Source organism: Fontisphaera persica (assembly GCF_024832785.1).
GTDB lineage: Bacteria > Verrucomicrobiota > Verrucomicrobiia > Limisphaerales > Fontisphaeraceae > Fontisphaera > Fontisphaera persica.
This window is the reverse complement of record NZ_CP116615.1, coordinates 4,289,551-4,308,584: the sequence shown is the minus strand read 5'-3', so window position 1 is coordinate 4,308,584 and position 19,034 is coordinate 4,289,551. Positions and strand designations below refer to the sequence as shown.

The following is a 19,034-nucleotide window of genomic DNA, read 5'->3' as shown; positions in this document are numbered from 1 at the left end:
TCAAGGCGTGGCATTCAGCCGCTGCTCCAGGGCCTGCAACCGTTCTTCCCACTGGCGGGCGGATTTTTCCTGCGCAGCCAGCGCGGCGCGCAAGGCGGCGACTTCCTGCTGCAAATTGTTGATTTTTTGCTCCTTCTCCGCCACCAGTTGATTCAGGCCCTGGATGGCCGCCAGCGCCACGCCATCAGCGTCCACCATGGCGATGTGTTTGTCATCGGCGCCGAGTTGGAAAGCCGCGTAGAAGTCCTGGGCCATTGGCCCCAAATGCCGTGTTTTCGCCTCGTCATCCTTGTAATTCCAGGTGGCCAGCCGAAGGCCCGCCACTTTGCGCAGCACCTCCAGCGGCTCCACCGCTTCGAGATTTTCCTTGCGGTCGCGGTCCGAGCTGCCCGTCACCGTGCCAGCGGCCACCAGGTCGCCGTTGGGTTCGAGGCGCAATTTGGTGGAGCTGGATTGACTGGTGAAGAAGAGGAGGCGGCCCGGGCCTTCGCCGTTGCCGCTGCCGGTGCTGATGATGGACCAGCGCTGGCCGCCGGCGGAGCCGTTTTCCAGGCCCAGCCAGGTGCCGCCGGTGCTGGTGCCGCGGACTACGGCCACCGTTTGATTGGGAGATTCCACCCAGAAGCGCTCGCCGGGCGAGGTGGTGCCGATGCCGACGTTGCCATTGGCGGCAATGCTCAGGCGCGGTTGCGAGGAGGTGAGGAAGTCCAGCCCAAACTGGTTGCCGCCGCTGGTGCGCTTGGAAACAATGCCTTCCCCGCTGGCCGTGCCCCCCAAGCGCAAGCCATTCACCAGCGAGCCGGTGTTCAATCCCTGGGCGTCCACCACCAGGCTGCCGTTGGCGTCATCCAGAATGTTGCGAAAGACCGGGCTGCCGGGGGCGGCGCGCATGGAGCCGACCACGCCGGAGTTGGCAATGGCGAAAAACGTCCTCCGCTCGCCGGCGGGCACGATGCCAAAGGCGGCGCCGGGCGGCGCGTAGATGCCCAGTTGCAGACTGGAGAAAGTGTTGATGGCGAAGGCGCCGCCGGCGTCATTGGCGTTGCGCAGGCGCAGGGTGACATCCGGCCCATACAGCTCCAGCCGGGCGCCGGGGGTGGTGGTGCCCATGCCCATGCGGCCATCCGGGAGCACGTGCCAGTGAATGGTCCCGTCCGGCGTACGCAACTGGAAGGCACCGTCCGGGTCCCGGTCATGCCGCAGATTCCATTTGGCCACGCCGTCTTCGGAGAAATAAAGGACGGCATCCTGCCCGGCCAGGGCATCCACCGCCACCGCCGTGTGGCCGCTGCCGGTGCGTTTGAAGCGGGCCACCACTTCATTGAAGCCGGCCACGCCACCCAGGGCCGTGCCTGTGCCTTCCACGGCCAGGGGGTTGCCGGGGGCAGTCGTGCCGATGCCCACTTGCTGGGAGCTGTTCCATGCCAGCGCGATGCGTTCGCCCCCGCTCTTGGTGCCTAACGCGCCGCCCGACCAGCCATAAGCCACCGGCCCATCGGGGGTAATTGTGGCGAAAGGTTTGCCCGAGCCATACCAGCCAAAACCGTGATTGCGATCGCTGCCGCCCCGCAGAAACAAATCACCATCATTGATGCGCAGGTTGCCCTCCACGTCGAGCATGGCATCCACCGGCGCCGCCCCGATGCCCACGCCGCCACTGGCGCGGATGAGAAATTGATGGTCAGCCGTGCTGGCGAAGGTGGTGGTGGTGGAATTGTCGGCCCACACAAAAGCCGTGGTATGGAGGGCGCGCGCGCCGGCGCCGGCGGCAAAACTGGCCAGTCCTTCAGCCGAATTATTGAAGCCGCCGGGGATGGTGGCATACGTGTTTATGGCCCGATTGCTCCACCCACCGCCCACCGCGGCAAAGCTGCCATTGGCCCAGTTGGCCAGGCCGCCGGCCACGGTGCCATAAACGCCCGCCACGGAGTTGCTTGCGCCGCCGCCCACCGCGCCGCCGGTGAGAGAGACGACGTTATTGGTTCCGCCGGCGATGGTGGCGGATGGTCCGCTGGCTTGATTGGCATGGCCGCCGCCCACGGTAGCGCCCACTTCGGAGGCGCGGTTGGCGCGGCCGCCGCCCACGGTGGCATGGCTGGCGGTGGCGCGATTGGTTTCGCCGCCGCTCACGGTGGAAAACGGGCCGGAAGCGGTATTCAAGTAGCCCCCTCCCGCCGCCGCCGCCCCCCCGGATACCACGTTGCTCAAACCGCCAGAAACGGCGCCGTCCGCACCGCTCACGGAGTTGCCGCGCCCGCCGGCGATGGTGCCATAAGAGACCGTGACTTGATTGGAATTGACCGCGTTGCCACCGCCGCCAATGGTGGCGCCCACCACGCCGTTGGCCACGAAGTTGGCCGCATGGCCGCCAATCAGATTGGGGCTGGTGGCGTTGGTCTGAGCGCGCACTGCCGGGGGCTGCCAGCCCGCCACGCCGTCCGCATCAGAAACCAGCACGGCGCCGGCGGCGGCGCCCGCCGGCAGTTTCAAGCCAGTGGCTTGAACGGTGCCGGCCACGTGCAATGCGGATTGCGGCGCATTGGTGCCAATGCCCATACCGCCCGCGGCGCGGAAAAGCACCTGATGCGGCGCGGTGGAAGTAAAGGCGAGTCCGCTGCTGCGGTCAGACCAGACCAGGGCGCCGTCATGCAAGGCGCGGGCGCCAGAACCAGCCGCCAGGCTGGTCGTGCCGGCGGCCATATTGTCAGCCCCACCTGGAATGGCAGCGGCATAACCGGAGGCCTGGTTATTAAATCCTCCCGCAATGGCGGCCACTATTCCCCCCGCCTTGTTCATGGAACCAGCCCCAATAAACGCATAATTATTGGTTGCCGTGTTGAAACTGCCCCCGGCAATGGTGGCGCCGGGCACCCCGGACGGAATCACGTTGCTGTCGGGATTGAGCGCCAGCGAAGCGCCGGTGGGATTGGGGGACAGCCGCAGGCCTGCCGTGTTGTTCACGCGCAGCTCAAGGGCCGCGTTATCCAGCGTGCCCAACAGCGCCGGGTTGCCGGCGTTGGTATTGCCGCCCACGCGCCAGAAGTCCGTGGCATTTAATCCATCCAGCAAATCCGCGTTGAGATTGGCCACCACGTCTGCACGGGTCACCGCAAAGGGCGGACCCGTGGGCGGGTCAAAGGTCAGCGCGCCGGTGAAGGTCTGGTTGGAGGCCAGGCGCGCCACACTGGCGGGCACGGCAGCCTCGGGCAGCACGCCGGTCAGCCGGGCGGCAGGCAGGTTGCTCAAGCCCGCGCCGCTGCCGGTGAAGGCGCCGGCAATCTGGTTGGTCAGATTCGTGGCGGTGAGCACGCCTTGAAAACTGTTGCTGGCGGTAAAGGTTTGGGCGCGGTTCAACAAGGCCACATTGCCGGAAAGCCGCTGGTCCACGAGCACGCCGCTGGTGAGGTCCGCCGCAGAATGTTGATGGCTTTGGCGCGCGAAGGCCGCGCTGTCCAGGCCGTCCAGCATGTCCGCATTGAGATTGGCAATCCGGCTGGTGTTGCCCACGGCAAAGGGCGGGCCGGCGGAAGGATTAAATGTCAGCGTTCCCGTAAAGGTGGCGGGCGCATTGAGCCGGGCAATGTTGCTGGACAGGAGGGTGTCACTCACGCGCCCCAACAAATTGGAAGCGGTGTGCGCGTGCATGGCGTAGGGTGCGGCGGTGATCCATTGTCGCGGTGCCAGCGTGACATGAGGGCCCGTTGAGCCATACGGGCGCACCGCCACTTCCAGCCAGCGCTCCGGGCCGGTGAACAGCCCCGGCCCAAAATCAAGCACGACTTGAAACAGTCCGCCGCTGACGGCCACGGGCGCGGCCTGACTGGGCGGCGTCAGGGGGATGGCATTGGTCGGCCCGTCAAACAGCGTAAAACGGAGGTCATACAGGCCGTTGGCGGGGAAGCCGTTTTCGATGAGCCTTCCCTGGTAGGAGAAGGCGGTGGTTTGCGCCAGAGCCGGCCAGGCCAGGGTGAGACACAACCAGCCGGCGGCCAGGAAGGATGGGGCGTTTTTCATGGGAGTTTGGGTTGCGCAGTTTGGCTGACAAATTACGGCCAACTCAAGTTGCAGTCCTTGGCGCGCAGCGGCGCCAGGTCAAAGTCCACGCAAGGGCCGAGAGGCGGCGGAAAATTACGGCGAAATTCCAGGGTGGGATTCAGGATTTGATTAAAACTCTCCTGATTGCCCGCCACAGTAATGTTGCCCGTCAGCCGCACTTCAAAGTCACCGCTGCCGCTGGTGTTATACAGCGAGGCCGAAATGCTTAAACTGGCTATATTCGCGTTGCCAAGGATGCTCAGGTTTTCGCTCCAGTTCAGGCTGTGGGAAAAAGCCACGCCGGAGGAAGAAATCAAGGTGAAGTTGGGCGGGGTCCAGCTTAATTTATTCGCGTCGCCAAACCGCAGGGTCGGCGTTCCGCTGATGCCCTTGTTGTTCAGCGTGTAATCGGCCTCCAGCACCTCGAGATTGTTGATGGACAGTACGCCCCGCCCCGTCAGACTGAAAGTCCCGTCCGTGAATATGTTGCCGCCAAAAGACAGGCCGGCGTGGAAGGTGCGCCCGGCCGCCGTGAGATTGAACGCGCCGCCTGCGCTCAAGCCAGAGCTGCGCAGGCGCAGGTAGCCACGCGCCGCGTTGAAGCCGGCCAGCGTCAGGCTGCCTTCCCAGTCAAAGGCTGGCGCGCCGGAGGAGAAGAGCGTGCCGCCGGTGAAGCGCTGGCCGAAGTTGACCAGGCCGAGATGGCCGGAAAAGTTGCCCAGGCTCAAATCGTTCAGCCCGGTTCCATCCGGCGCATGCCGCACCAACTGGCAGGTGACGTTGGTGAAGGGGAAGTTGCGCACGCCCAGATTGCCGGGCGACAGGGGGATGGCGAATTGCCCATCTGCCGGAATGGTAAAGTCCGGCAGGTTGAGCGTGCGGTCCAGGATATTGGCGGCGGTCATGCGCAGGCGGGCGCCGGTGGCACGCAAGGTGTTGTTGGTGAACAGCAGGGCAACGTTGGCGCCCGCCGAGGCGCCTTCGATTTGAAAGACCCCCACGCTCACGGGCTGGATGGTTAACGCGCCGCTGAGGGTTAGCGTTCCGCTGGAGGATATATCCAGCGTGGCCGTGGCGTTGACGGGGCGCAGGTCGTCGTTGCCGGAGCCGCCCAGGCAACCGCCGGAGACATCGCCCTCCACCCACAAACGAGTCACTCCGCCGGTGCGTTGCAGGGTGACTGCGGAGCCGATGTTGAACTGTGCCACAGGAAACGACGCCGGCAGCGACAGCGAGCCGGTTTTCAAGGAAGTAATGCGATAGGTGCCGTTATTGGTCACCGTGCCGAAAACATTGACCGAAGTTCCCAATCCAGGCAGCCGCAGCAAAGAATCGTTATTGATGGAGAGGGTGGTTACGCCGTTGGTACGGACAAGGGTTATCGAGCCGGTCAGCGTAAAGGAATCCAGGGATACCTCCACCGCAGGAGTGGTGATGGAGAAATTGCCGCTGCGTGGCAAGGTGAATTCCGGCAAGGCAAACTGGCCCAGAAGGGTATTGCGATAGTACAACCGCGCCCCGGCCGGCCAGCGCACGCCGGTGGCATCCACCACCAGTTGAAAATTGCCGCCGTCCGGAGGCGCCAGGTGGAAACCGCTGGTTTTGTCGGGGAGCATCAGTTCAGGCAGGGTGAAGGTGGCGGAGGGGATGATGACGCCGTTGTTCTGCACCCAAAGCTCGCCGGTAATGCTGATGCCGGAGTTGATGGTGCCCAGCGCGCCGCCGCTGAAGGTGCCGGTCACGCGCAAGGAGTGTTGGTCGAACTGCACGGCGCTGGCGCCGCTGAAATTGATGGGCAGCGTGCTGGCGGGGGTGAAGGAGCCGCTGAGGGAACTGGAATTGACCAGGCTGAAGGCGCCGGTGCTCTCTAGAGCGCCGTCCATGGTCACATTGAAGGCGGTGGTGAAGCCCGGAATGCTCAGGGTGGCCTTGTCCAGCAGCAGGCGCAGGGTGGTGGCGGTGCGCTGCACCTGATAAGTGCCGCCGCTGAGGTTGAAGCCCTTCAAACTCGTCGTGGGCAAGGCGCCGCTGATGTTGAATGTGCCATTGGGCTGCAGCGTGAAGCCGTCTAGATTCCCGTTAAACAACGTGGTCCCGTCGAACAACAGCCGCAGGTTGGACGGGCAGCGCAGTTCATTCGCGCTCCAGGAGGCGGTAATCAGCCCGCCGCCCGCTCCGCTTTCGATGCGGAAGGCGCCGATTTGTATCGGCTGCAGGGTAACCGAGCCGCCCAAGGTCACGCTGCCCGGGGTGATGGTCAGGGTCCCGCTGGCGGAGCCGCTGAGCGGGAAGCGGTCCAGCACGCCGCCGCTCAAGTTGCCGGACACCACCAACCCGTTGTGGCTGAAACTCAGCGAGCCATTGGCGAGCGCCGAAACGGGCAGCGGCGGCGAGACCCCCGACAGACTCACACTGCCCCCGAAACTTCCGGATAGCAAAAACGTCCCATCATTATTGAGACTGCCGCTGACCTGGGCCAGCCGGCCGAGGTGAGGCACCTGAATCATGCCGCTGAAAGTGGGCACCCGCAAGGTTTGGCCCACGCGTTCCAGGGTGAAGCGGGCATCGGAAATGCCAAAACCGCGCCAGGTGAAGTTGAGCGGCGGCGCGGCGCCCACGCTGACCGAGAAGTTGCCATTGGCATCCAGCGTGATGGCGGGCAGCGGCAGCGGCGTGGCGAAGTTGTCGCCGAACTTGAATTGCGCGCCCCCGGCCAGTCGCAAGCCGGTATTGTCGAGCACCGCATCAAACACCGGCCCGACATAAGGAATAATTTGGAAATTGTTATTGGTGAATGGCTGAATGGCAAGGTTGGCCGAGAGTTGCAAGGCGCCGTCCCGCGTCACGCGGATGCTCCCCGCCGCGGCGCCTTGCGGCAGCACGGTGGCGAGCACGCCGGAGTCTGTCCGCAGATTACCGGTGAGCGACAAATGTTCGTGAGTGAACTCCAGAGTTGCTGCGCCACTCAAACCCGGCACGGGCAAGCCGTTGAAGCTGGGACTATTGACCGTGCCGGTCAGGCGGAAGGTACCGTTATTGGTGAAGCCGCCATTGACGGTATGGGTCCCTGCAAGGTTTGGCACCGTCAACTGGCCGCCGTTGAGCGTCAGGGTGGGCTGGCCCCCCGCAGGGCGGTCCAGCTCGATCGTGCCGCCGTTCATGGTGAAGCCCAGCAGCGAGTAACTGCCCAAGGAGCCGGTCAGGCGGAAACCGCCATTGTTGGTGATATTGCCGGTAACATTGACGGGAGGCAGCGGCGGCACTTCCAGGATGCCGTCGGCAAACATGCCATTCTGATTGAAGACCAGCGAAACACCACCCCTGAAAGCAGGATAAGGGATGAGCTGCATGGGAAAAGGAGGGGGATAAAATACAAGCATCCACCCGCCGTCACTCCGGAAATCGCCCCCCAGTCGGAAACCATCGAATCCCGGCAAAGTCACGTCGCCCTCCAAATGCACCTGAGGAGCGTGCCGTGGCCCTTGCCGCGTAAAACGAAACTGAATGTTTTTGAATCCAAAGCCTTTCAGACTCACCTCCGCGTCCGTCGCCACAAAGGCAAAGCTCCCGTCCGCATTTAATTCGCCGGTGAACCAGTTGGTGGACAGCAAGGCCCATAAGCCCGCGCCATCGCCCAGGCTGAAGGAGGCGCGGAGGCGTCCGAGGCGCTGGGCGGCGGAAATGTCGAGTGAGCTGCTGAAATTGCGGGTGGGAAAGTTAAACCAGAGGGCCGAGGGCGCCCAGGTGCCCATGTGGACCTCGCCGGCGCTGGAGACGGTGCCGGTGAAATTCAGTGTGGGCAATCCGGGAAATGTGACTCCCGCGCGCAGGATGCCCTCCAGAGCCAGCGTGGCCACACCGTCGCCGCCATTGGTGGGGTTGCGGTGGAAGTGGAACTTGGTCAGTTCAAAGGGATAGTCCGATAACAGCAACAACTGTCCCGGAGAGGTGATGTGAATGTCCAGCGCGCCATTGTTGCTGGCGGTGAAACTTTGCAGGGTCAGCGACTGGTTTTGCAGCCAGTCCGCCAGCAGGGTGAGTTTGGCGCCCGAGTTGACGGCAAAACCGTTCTCATTGAATGCGCCCCGCAAGTTGCCGCCGTCCGCGCCGGTCAGGCGGAAGATGCCCAGATTCAACGGCGGCAGCTCCGCCTCGCCGTTGAAAGTGGGCGTGCCATCGGCCGACAACCCGAGCGAGCCATTGACGCCGCCCGCGCTCCACGTGAACAGCACCCCGCTTTGGCTGGCTTGCAAGGAGGCGCCGGCGGGCACGGAAATCCCGCTGAAACTCAGGCCGCTCCCGCCCAGCGTAGCCGTCAACAGGAAAGTGCCGTCGCTCCGGACCTGCAACGAGCCAGTGACGCCGGGCTGCAGGACGACCTGCCGCTCCAGGCCGCCCCGCCCCGGGAACAAAGTGACGGAGGCCGAAGGGCCGAAGGAAACGGAGAAGGAGGCGCTGGATACTCCCTGGCCGGACAGCGTCATGGGACTAAACAAGCCGCCCGCGCCCAGGCGCACGATGTTCAACAAGTTCAAATCATTGGTCAGCTCGACTGTGGCATTCCACGGGCCGGTGGTGCTGAAGGTGAAGGGTTCGTTGCGGGTTTCGCCATGCAACAGCAGCGTGTCGCCGGTCAGCGAGGGCAGCGCCAACCGGGCAGGATTGATATACACACTCATCGCGGGCTGGCCGTTGGCCAAGGCAACCGACATCCGCCCGCCCAGCAGCGGGCCGCTGGTGGGCAGCAGGCGGAAGCTGCCGAGGTTGAAGATTTCCAATTCTCCCGCGGCGCTGAACCGTGGCGACGGGTCCGTGGCAAAGTCAATCTGCACGTTGCGGAAGGTCAGCAGCTCGTAGGGCATCACCGGCGCGTTCAATTGCGCGCTCACCGCCGGCAGGCCGCTGGCCTTGGGCAGCACGGAAAACTCGGCATTGGCAATGTCCAGCAGCGTGACCGGCCCGGCCTTAAAGCGCGCCCGGCCTTGAAACGCCAGGCCGCCCTCGCGCCGCGCCCGGGCCACCGGCGAGTGGTTGTCCGGCTGGTAGTTGGGCTCATAGCGCGGCGAGTACGCGCCCAGGGAGAAAGCGCCGTCGGCCTCTACCAGCGCGGACCAGGCCGCCGGGAAATGGAAGTTGGTCAGCGTGGCCTCCAATTTAATCTTGGGCAGGTTGGCGGCGATTTCCTCCAGAAACTGCTGGGCGGCAGCATTCATTTGGGCCTCGCTTGAAGCTTCGGAAAGCTGCCGCTGTAATCGTTCCAAATACAACGTAAAATTGCGTTCGATGTTGATGGTGGGACATTGAGTCATCTGGAACTCCAGAATGGCGCCGTCGGTGAAGTCGCTCAGCCATTGATTGGGCGGCAATTGCGCCAGGGCGCGGAAATAGGCGGGACGTCCCTGGTCGAAGTCGGGCGGCATGATGTCCAGGCGCGCGCGGCCAATCGGCACGCCGAGCAGTTTGCCCTCCAAATAACCGGTCACAAAGGCTTGCTCCACGGCATACGGCGGCCCCGGGTTGATGCCGCGAAAATCAAATCGGTTGATGGATTCAAGCAGGGCGCGTTTGGAGAGCGGCCGGCCGTTGGTATCGGTCAGGCTGGGCGGATTGGGCGCGGGAAGATAAAAGCCCAGGGCGCCCGCCGTCTGCATGGTCAGGATATATTCCTGCACATAGGTAATGGCGGAGAGCAGGCGTTCCAGCGGCGGGGCGTTGGGGTTCAATGCGGTGCGCAGTTCCTCCGGCGGCGCGTCATAAAGCGCACGCGGCACCCCCAAGTAGGCGCCGCCCAGAAGGCCGCCGTGCGGGAAGTAATCCTCCGCAAAACTGCGCCCGGCGACCTGGGCGCGCTGGGGCGAGCCTTCCGGAAACGCCAAAAAGAGGTCTTCGGCGCGTCCTTTCCAGTTCGGGTCAGCAATCAAGCCCGAGGACGTGCCCGGCAGGTGATTGGTCAAGGCGGAGAGCAGCAGCTCCAGGCGTGAGGGCAGCGGCGGCTGGCGGTCTTCCGGACGCACCCACGTGCCGGTATAGGCCGGATGCGCGGTGAAGTTGGGCATGACCACGCGAGCCTGAGCGTCAAAAGACTTCAGCCCCATGGGGCTGAGGGTGTAGCTGAAGGAATAGATTGCGTTTTCCGTGACGTAATCAAAGGTTTCGTCCAGATAGGCCGCCAGCGCCTCGGGGCTGCGGAATCGTCCCTCCAGCCCCGCCAGCAGCATGTCGCCCGCGTTGGGCCAGCTCACGCTGTAGGCAAACATCATCTCTTCGTTGGAAAACATGGAGAAAAACGCCAGCGCGTAAGCCGCGAAATAGCCCACCACGGTACGCCCCAACACCTCGGCCATCATGGCTGCCGGCGAGCCGCTGCCCACGGCGATGATGTTGGTTTTGTTGGCATACGCCGCCACCCCGCCCAGGTTGTAACCGAGCGGGATGCCGAAGATTTTGGGTTTCGCCTCACCACACAGGCGCAGCTCGGGGTTGAGGCGGTCCAGGCCCTCCCCCAAGGCGTTGATGAACATCTGCTTGAGGCCGGGCGGGGCGAGGTCGGGCGGCAACTGAATCATTTCCCCGAGCAGCGCGATTTTTTGCTGGTCATTTAAGAGGGCCGGCAGGGCCGAGGCGGCGTAGCCCACATATTGGGGAGCCACCTTGTTGAGGAGATGGTCCAGCGTCGTGCGGCTGAGGCCGAGCACAAAACGGCCAAAGGCGGCCAGCATTTCCGAAACGCAGCCGTCACACCGCAACTGTGCGCGCAACGTGCCCAGCTCCAGCGGGCCAAGGGACACGTTGACGTCGCCGCACACCGAGGGATTGGGCAGGCCCTGCGCGTCGGTGGCGGAGACAAACAGCTTGGCGCGCGCCATGGGCACGCCCAGCACATTGAGCTTGCCGCCCACGCCGCCGGAGCCGGTGGTGCCAAGAATGCCCTCGCCGGTGACATTGGCGAAGGCGGAAACGCCGGTGTAACTGAAGGTGCCGCCGACTTTGAAGGTAACGTCCGGGCAAGGCAGGCCGGCCTCCGCAACGTCGCGGATGACGGTGTAAATCAGCTCCGCGCCCTGCTGTTCATTGATGGCGGCGGCAAGCACCTCGCGGAAGCTCTGTTCCAGCACAGTCAGCGATTCCTCCCGGAACTGGTTGAGCCGCTGGGCGGCTTCCGCGCCCACAATGGCAGGATTGGCACTGGGCAATGTCTCCGCCACCTTGACGCGGATGGCGTTGGCCAGATTGGAGCTCAGGTTCACGCCTTGGTTTTTGAGGTCCTGAATGCGCTGCTGGGTGATGCCAAACACGTGGTTCAGTGTCGGCTCATCAATGCTGCTGAACTTGAGGACAACTTTGCCGGGGAATTTCTCCTGATTCGGATGCGGCATGCAGAGAATGTTCACGGTGGGCGGAGGGCAATCATCGGGACAAGGGATGTTAAACTCATTGACCGGCCCAATCACGGCCGGGGGGGAGTCAGCGGGCGGCAAAGCGTTGCGGGCAAGGTTGCGCCCGCCCGGCACGCTCTGCGCAAACATTTCCGCCTGCTGCCGCGCGCGCTCCAGGAAACTGCGAAACGCTGACCAGTTCATCTTGGGGGCGGGCACGGGCGGCAGATGGGGCGCGGGAGCGGATTTGGGCCGGCCGGTCTCCGGGTTGATGTAGGCGGTGAACTCGCAGGGGTCCCCAAACTCGTTGAGGAAATGATAGCCGCCATTGGCGCCGGTCCATAGGAACCCCGTTTGCCCCAGCGGGACGCCTGTCGCCCCAAAGTTGACGTCAATACAAAAGCCCACCGGCCCCGTGAGGGTGAAGGCCAGCAACATGGTCAACTGGTACGTCTGATAGGTGCCCCCCACCCGGCCGGCAAAAAACGGATTGGGCGGATTTTGGTCCAGCCCGCCGATGAAAATATCCCCTTTCACATCAGAAATGGGGGTAAGTACCAGACCGGGGTCAAGCGAAAGGTAAACCGATTGCAGGCCAAAGACGGGGGTGCCATCCTCCTCAAACGTCACCTTGAGATCATTGACCTCGCCCTTGAAGACCGGCTCCTCCGGCGGGATGGCCAGGCGCGCGCTGATGGTCACAATAAGGTTGGTGGGACGCAGCAGCCTGTCGAGGGGCAGGTCGCCCTGGCGGAAGGTCAGCTCCGCATGGCGCACTTGAAACGGAATCAGATTGGCCAGCTCCCACTGGTGCTGGTCGTAAATCAGGGTGCCGGGAATGAATTGCGGCAGGCCGGGGAATTGGGGATGGGCATGGTTGAAAACAAACTTGGTGTCGCGCAAACCGAAGCCCGGGCCGTTGGGCACCAGGAGCGTGCCGCCCACTTCGATGGAGAAGGGGTCAGGCCCGTTGGGGCGGTCATCAAACAAATGATGCAGGTTGCGCAGGGTCAGGCTGCCATTGGTCAACACCAATCCGCCGGCGCCGCCCAAATGAAAGGTGCCCGCAAAGGCCACCGTTTCGAGCGTCAACTGCGGCAGCTCCCGCAAGTCCCAATCCAACGCCCCGCAGGCGGTGGCGCGCGCCACATCCCCGGTGGTGCTGGTCAGGAGATTGGCCGGCAGGGTGACCTCCACCGCGCCGTCCAGACGGATGCGCGGCAGCGTCCCCGGCGCGGCAGGGAAAACTGTGAAGGCATTGCCGTCCGGACAGAGGTTGCTGCCCGCGCCCAGCAGTTTGACGACGGTGCCGCCCAGGTTGAGCAGCGTCACATCATTGGCCAGCCGGATTTTGCCGCTGGGGAAACCATCCACGCGCCACGCGCCGTTGAGGATGTCCACCCGGGAGGTCTGTCCTCTTGGCAGCGGGATGTGCACCGTGCCGTTGAGATTGGTGAACCAGGGGAGCTCGCTGCTGCTGAAGAGCATCCGCGCGCTGCACAACTCCGCCGCCAGGCCGGGCATTTCCGGCACGCGCACGCCCAGGTTGTAAAAGTCCAGCTCGCCGGTGAAGCGCAGCTCCGGCTCGTCGCCCGCCCCTGCGGGCAGGATGGTGACGCGGATGGGGTTTTGCGGATTCAACGCCACCGACGGCCCGGCGTGGGCGGGCACATTGGGACACAAACCGGCGCTGAAAAACTCTGGTAAATGCAGGGTGCCATTGCTGAAGGTCAGCTCGATTTGGCCCGGCTGGAACGTGGCGCTGGCGGTGACGTGGTCCGCAAACAGATAAAAATTCGTCTGATGCGGCGGCTTGTGGGTGGCCAGCGCGGTCCGGGCAAAGAAGCCCGCTGAACCTATGACCCGCAACTGGCCATACTGGGCGCTGGGCCGGAGGGTGAAGCCAAAACCAGCATCGAACAAAACCACTTTGTCAGTGAGCCGCCACCACTGCAGCTCCGTGGCCAGCGTGTCAAAGGACAGGGTGCGCGTGGTGGTGTCGAAGCCCACCGTGACATTGAAATCCGGGCCATTCGTCAGGGTGAGGGTGCCGGTGCCCGTGAACGACAAGGCGCGTCCCACCGCGCCGCTGGCCTGCACCGTGGCCCGCACGCGCGCCCCCGCCAACGGCAGCGGCCCCGCGGTGGCGGCGGTAATGGCAAAGTTCAACTGGTTGTCCAGCGTCGCATGGCTGATGTCGAAAAACGCATTCTGCAAATCCGGAAACTCCAGCCGCCCGCCAAACGTCCCGCGCAAGTAGCCGGTGTCGCGCCGGTAATACACCGAGCCGGACACTCGCTCCACCACCACATCACCGGGCAGGGACAAATCCACGGGCCGGTTGACCAGGCGCACATTCTGTCGCAAAGCCGCCAGCACTTCGCCCCCCAGCGCCAGCGTGCTCTCGGAGGCGGCAAATCCCGCCTGCTCCAGCAGGCTCAAGTCGTTCACGGCCTTGCCCGCCACGCCGTCGAGCAGCACCTCGTTCACCCGCATCAAAATCCACCAGGCCTTTTGGGCGTCGGCCAGCGCGGTGACGCGCGCGGTGTACTTGGGGAATATTTCCAGGCGAAACGCCTCCAACTGGGCCTGATTGGCATTGAGCTGCGGCGGCGCCCCGCCCTGCTGCTGTCGGGCCAGTCCGCGCAAACCCGGTCCGGCGGGTTGCCCGGTCTCCTCCAACAGCCGGCCCAGCCCGGCCAGCTCGCGGCCCAGGCGCAGGGCGGATTTCAAGGGAAATTGCAGCACCGGCGAGGCATTGGCCCAGGCGCGCACCTCGTCAAACATGCGATTCGCGGTGGTATTCAAATGGTTTTGCCAGGCCGCCAAAACACCGGGTGGCACGCTGGCATTGGTTTTGACCCGCTTGAGCAGGGCGGCCTGCTCGGCGGCGCGCAACTGGCGCAAGCGCTCCTGCAAATCGCGCTGGCGCACGGCCAGCAGGTAATGACGGTCGGCCTGCGGCGACTCGGGGGTCAGGTAGGTGGCGCGTTTGCCCAAATTGTCCGACAAGCCCTGCAACAGGCGGGGGAACTCGTCGGCGGCCGTGGTGGCGCCCGGGGCGCCGTCATAGCCCGCCGGCATGGCGGCATTGTCCACGCCAAACCTTTGCATATCCATGAACAATTGGGCGGTCTTGGTCAGGATGGGCCACTCGGCCTCCTGGCGCAGGCCGTCCACATCCTGCCCGCCCGAAAACGGGGTGGTGTAACGGGCCTGCCGGGCCTTTTTCAGCGCGTCACTGTTGAGCATGATGCGCCGCACCAAAACCGAACGCGCCACCTGCTGCACCACCTCCACCGCCACGGGGTCATTGGCACTTAACCCAACTTCCGTAAACTTGGCGGTGCCCACGAGCAGTTTTTCGAGTTGTTCGTCGGTGAGCTGATGAAACACTGCGGCATTGGTCACCGCCCCCTGCTCATTCATGCCATGCTCGGCGAGCATTTTTGCCCGCACGTTGCCGATGTAATTCCGAATGGCCGCATCCACCTGCCCTGGATCGCCTCCCACCGCCTGCTCGGTGGCCAGGTAGTCCACCATGCTGGAAAGCAGCGCGATTTCCGTGTCCGGGTCCACGGTGGTCACCGGCTCCGCGGCGGCCGCCTCCATGGCCTGCCGTTGCGCCGTGCGCGCCGCCTGGGCCTCCGGCGTTTGCGCGGGATTGGTCCCTTCCGTGCCCAGCGCGCCGGCCTGTTGTTTCTGGGTCGCTTTCTGGCCGGCTTCGGCCACCTTTACCAGGGTCTCCCCGGCTTCACGGGCCTTGCGAATGAGGGTGCGGCGGGCCTCGGCGCGCTGACCGGCCGCGGCGGTGGCCAGCTCGGCCCGGGCCTGCTCGCAGTCCTGCGCAGTTTTGCGCAGGGCCTTCTGCAAATCGCGCACCAGCGCCTGCACCACCGGCGTGGTGGCGTCGCGGATTTGCGCGGCCGTGGCGTCCGCCGCCACGTAACCCAGCGCCGCGGGCGCCACCAGCACGAGCAATACGCCGCTGGCCGCCGCATTCAATGGGTCAGTGGACACGGTGAACACGCTTTCGCTGAAATCCGGCGGCTCGCCCAAGGGCGCAAACTCCGGCGGGTCGGTGAGGCTGGAAAGCCCCTCGGCGGTGGCGCTGAAGCTGGCCTGGAAACGGTTGAGCGCCAGCCGCACATCGGGCCCCAGTTGTGCCAGCCGGGGCCGGTCTATCACGGGGATGTACCCCATGACATTGGTGGCCAGGTCAAACCGCAGGCCGCTGGCGCTAAAGCCAAACTCATAAGTGGGATCATCCAGCGTCAGAAACGCCTCAAACGCCATGCCGTTGCGGAGGGCCACCCGCCCGCTGCCGGCCAGGGTCAAGTGCCGGTCTTCCGTCAGCGCCAGGCGCAGCGGGCGGCGCGGCAGAATGGAGAGCGTGCCGAGAGCGTTGGCGCCCACGCCAATGCCCACCTGTCCATACAGGTTCAAATCAAACGCGCCGCTGGTGTTAATGGAAGCGTTCTGCACTGTCAGTGACAAATCGTATTTGGGCAGGCGCAACTGCCCACTGAACGCGCCCTCCAGATATTTCTCGTGCCGGTGGTAGCGGACCGAGCCGGCCACGCGGTCCACATAAATATCTCCCGGCAGCAACAAGTCCGCCACATACATCAGCGGATTGGTTTGCCGCCGCGTTTTCTCCTGCTGCCACAAGGTCACCGCCACCGTCCGCGCCGCGGCAGCCACGGCCGCCGCCTGCTGCAAATAGACCCGGCGGCTGATGGGCTGGCTGACGGCAGCCAGACGGTCCGACTCCGCCAGCAGGGTGGCCATGGCCTTGTCCAGGGCATGCCATGCATTGCTTTGGGTGGCTTTGGTGGCCAGGCGCGTCACCAATTCCGGCAGGCGTACACTCTCCCATGGCGTCGCGGCCGCCAGGTTGAACCGTGTGCGGTATTCTTCCAGCGCGATGCCCGCTTCCAGCAGCACCTGCAAATCTTCCAGCGACAACAAGCTCAGGACATTAAAGCTCTGGGTAATTTTTGCCTCCAAACGCTCGTGCGCCCGTTGCACGGGCGCCGGCGAATAATTAAAGCCGGGGGGCAATTGCCGCAAAATCCCGGTCAACCGCACCATGTCGCGTTTCAAATTCGCCAGGCTCCGCTCCAATGGCGGGCGGCTCAAGTCAGCGATGAAGACGGTTTCCAGGCGCGCCGGAAAACTGTTGAGCGTGTTGGCCGTGGGCAGACCCGCCAGCGCGGGGTGGTCCGGGAAAATGCCCATCTGGTGGAGCGCAATAAATTCCAGCGCGTCCTCCAGGGCATCGGTGAATGCGGCATAATCTCCGCGCGCCTCCGCTTGTGCCAGCGCGGCATCCAGAATCGCCCAAGCGCGGAGGCCCAACTGGCCCATCGCCTCATTGACCGGCGCGGTGAGCTGCGCGTCCAGTCCCAAGGATTGCGCCAGTGCCAGGGTGTTCACCCACAGGCGCAGCTCCTCCATCGCGGCAAAACGATTCAGCGCCTGAATGGGCCCGGATACCGGCGAAAAAACGCCATTGGAAACGCCCAGGCGCGCCGTGTGAAACAGGGCAAACCGCTGCAGCAACTCCTGCATGGCCCCCTGCAATTGCACGTCCGCCGGCAAACCGGCGGTCTGGCGGGACTGCTCCAGTTCCACCAGGCATTGCATGACCGCCTGCAGGTTATCCAGGGACGCCACCGCCTCCGCGGAGCGCGCCCGCGCCGCCACCGCGGCCGCCGCCTGCGCCAAGGCCGCGTCCAGTTCCTGTTGCTGCGACACCCCCAGTTGCAACCCCCCCATGATTTGGGCGGCCTTGAGGCGCATCAACGCGCAATGCTGCTCCACCACACTGCGCAAATCCCGCTGGGCCGCCGCTTGTTGAGCCGCGTGCGTGAGCGCCGAAGCCAGGCCGGCGGCTGGCAGGTTCTGGGCGCATCCGCCCATAAAGCCCCAGGCCCGCAACACACTGCTGCCGGTGGCAAAGGCTTCATCGGGCGCATCCGGCCGCGTATCCACCCCCGGCGGCGCCACGCCCACCGTCGCTGCGCTGAACTGGCCAATGGCCTGTTGAAAACATCCCAGCCGCCGGCGGGCGTCATTGAGCGTGGCCGCATCCGTGGTGGCTGGCCCCACGGGCGCAGCGGGCAGCACGTCGGCCAGCGAACCCAACAGCCCGGCGTGCAAATTGCCCGCGCTCATGGCCAGGTGGTAATGCGGGTCATCCAGCGTGAAATCCACCATGAATTTCGGGCCTTGCGGAAATTCCACCTCGCCGCGCCCTCCCAGCTTCAGGTTGCCGTCCGGTTTGAAATGCAGCCACAGCGGGCGGCTGGCGGGCACTGTCACCTGCGGCACGTACCCTGAATTGACCGGCACTTTGAAGTTGCCGGCGACGGCCAGGCGCAAACCAGTCTTGGGCGACATGTCCAACTTGAATCCCGGATACGCCAGGCTCAGCCCCGGCAACGGCAAATGCAATCCCTCCAGCGCCACCACCGCATTGTGCAGGCCGTCATCCCGAAACACACCGCGCAAAATCCTCAGCGGAAAGCGATCAAACAACACCACCTCCAGCCCGTTGGTCTCCGGCAGGCCAAACAGCGTCACCAAAAACGAAACGTCCACTTCGCCGATGGGCAGGCTGCGCAGCGGCCCATTGGTGACGCCCAGGGGGTACGCCAAACGGAAAGCCGAATCCGGTCCAAAAGCGGCCACCACCGTGTTGAATTGCAGGGTTTGGGTTAACCCGCTGACCAGCCGCGCGCCCTGGGGAAAGCGGAGGTAAAAACTGTGATTGGCGCCGCCTGAAACCAGCCCCAAAAGGCGCAGCTCAAACGGCGGGATCGTGCCGTCAGGCTGAATGATAATCTGGCTGCCTTCCAGCGGTTGCTGGTTGGCATCCAGCGGCAGAAATTGGTAGGAACCAGCGCCAATCAAATTGGTCTGCGCCACCGGGTTGAGCATGACCCGGTAAAAGCGGCGCGGCAGATTGATGGTATCTACATAGCTGGCCGTGGCCCCTGTGCTCGTCAAAGAAGCAATGGTCAGCCAATTGGTCGCCGCCGGGTTGTCATCCCAGGCCCGTTGCAAATGGTAAATCTGATTGCTGACCGTGTTCCACGTCAGCCGCCAATGCCCCTCGGGCGTGCGTTGCGGCGGCGCCACCAGTTTGAAGACGCTGCGCGAATCCAGGGGATTGGTGGATGCCTTTACCTCATCGCCGTCCTTTGCGCCATCCCCATCCGTGTCGGCCAGATAAGGATTGGTGCCATAAAGATTGATTTCATCGGCGTCAGGCAAACCATCCCCATCGCTATCCAACGGCCCGTTGTGGCGTCCCGGCGGGGCTGCCACTCCCATCAACAGCGCTAAAAGCAATAATGCCGTTATCCCTCTGGAGTCGGCAGGACTCCGCCCGCCGGCATCGGGCGGGCACTCGAGGCAGCGGTGCATTGGGTTAAGGTGATTGTGAATTGGCCAAGAATTAAGATTACTTATATTTTTTATTTTTCAATATGTATTTTTAGTTATTTCACCCCCTTCCAAGCCCGCCATTTTCGTCCCTCTCGAACAAGAATAAGCATCCATCACCACGCGCCGCGGCGCTTCGCTGCCTGCTTAAGTCGCCTCCTCCCCGCCAGC

The 19,034-nt window shown here is 64.1% G+C and carries 2 protein-coding genes; both read right to left on the bottom strand.

From position 1 onward, the window contains the following. Window positions 1-4,014: a DUF8740 domain-containing protein gene (locus NXS98_RS16075; protein WP_283846066.1), complete on the bottom strand. Its 4,014-nt coding sequence runs from the start codon at window positions 4,012-4,014 to the stop codon at window positions 1-3. 32 nt (window positions 4,015-4,046) lie between these two features. Beyond that, complete coding sequence (locus NXS98_RS16070; protein ID WP_425499960.1) at window positions 4,047-18,746, bottom strand: hypothetical protein; 14,700 nt, start codon at window positions 18,744-18,746, stop codon at window positions 4,047-4,049. Window positions 18,747-19,034 lie beyond the last annotated feature (288 nt).

Coding starts and splice junctions, on each gene's coding strand:
- NXS98_RS16075 (WP_283846066.1), bottom strand. CDS start 4,014: ATGAAAAACGCCCCATCCTTCCTGGCCGCCGGCTGGTTGTGTCTCACC.